2 protein-coding genes are annotated in these 877 nt (G+C 63.1%); both read right to left on the reverse strand.

The window, feature by feature from the left end:
- The coding region (locus DESPIG_RS12570) for a phage portal protein family protein (RefSeq protein ID WP_006009616.1) at positions 1–666 on the reverse strand (666 nt) is incomplete at its 3' end.
- Positions 663–877: hypothetical protein (locus DESPIG_RS14185; protein WP_006009618.1), on the reverse strand; the 215-nt coding region annotated here is incomplete at its 5' end. The genes DESPIG_RS14185 and DESPIG_RS12570, both read right to left, overlap by 4 nt.

Below are 877 nucleotides of genomic sequence, written 5' to 3' on the forward strand. Positions count from 1 at the left end.
GCCGCCGCGCTTGAAGCTCACCGGCCACAGGCAGCGAGAGAGCAGGCGCAGACCATAGGGATTGTCGTAGGTAGCATGATGCGTGACGAACACGAACTTGCCCGGAGGCAGGGGACGCGGGTCCGCGCAGTACAGACCGTATTCCCCCACGAACACGGGATTGTTGCGGCTGTCGAACCGGAACCAGTGATAAGGCTTCGGCACAATGTCCACGATATGCCACCAGTCCCCGTCGAAGCGCCAAACAAGCTCCAGGGGGGTGAAGCCGAAAAAGGGGGCATCCAGCATCCCGGTAATGACTGTGCGCAGGTTGGCGCGCTCAAGGTCCCGCATGAAACGCCGGTGTAGCTCCTCCGCTTCCGGCGTGGGCGTTTCGCCCTCCGGCGCTCCGGCACGAAACGACAGGTGCGGACAGTTCAACACCCTGTTTTTGCGGGAGAGCATGGCCGTCGTCACCTGGTCATCCGCCGAAAGTTCCCTCAGCACGTCTGCCTCGTCCCCGCGCTTGCGCAGCACCGGGTCCGGGTCAGGCAGGGTGTTCAGCCAGCCGTCCAGCTCCCCGAAAAACATCCCCGCGTTTTGCCGCGTCGCCAGTTCCGTGCTCAAATCCGCCGCACTGAACGGCACAAAGGTTCCGTCTGCGTTGTACAGTCCGCCGGTACTCATACCGCCTCCGCCAGCAGCGCCACACAGACCGGCAACAGCCAGTCCAGCAGCGATTTGCGGTTCCAGACGCGCGGATCGAACCCGCCCCACCAGGGCATATTGTCCCGGTGTCCGTTCCCGTAAGCGTCAATCCAGCGATATTCCGCCTGCGCATGTTCGCGCCCTATATAAAACGCGGCGCACAGCCAGGCCAGCGTCGGAATATGGCAAC

It is taken from the genome of Desulfovibrio piger ATCC 29098 (assembly GCF_000156375.1).
In the GTDB taxonomy this organism is placed as follows: Bacteria; Desulfobacterota; Desulfovibrionia; order Desulfovibrionales; family Desulfovibrionaceae; genus Desulfovibrio; species Desulfovibrio piger.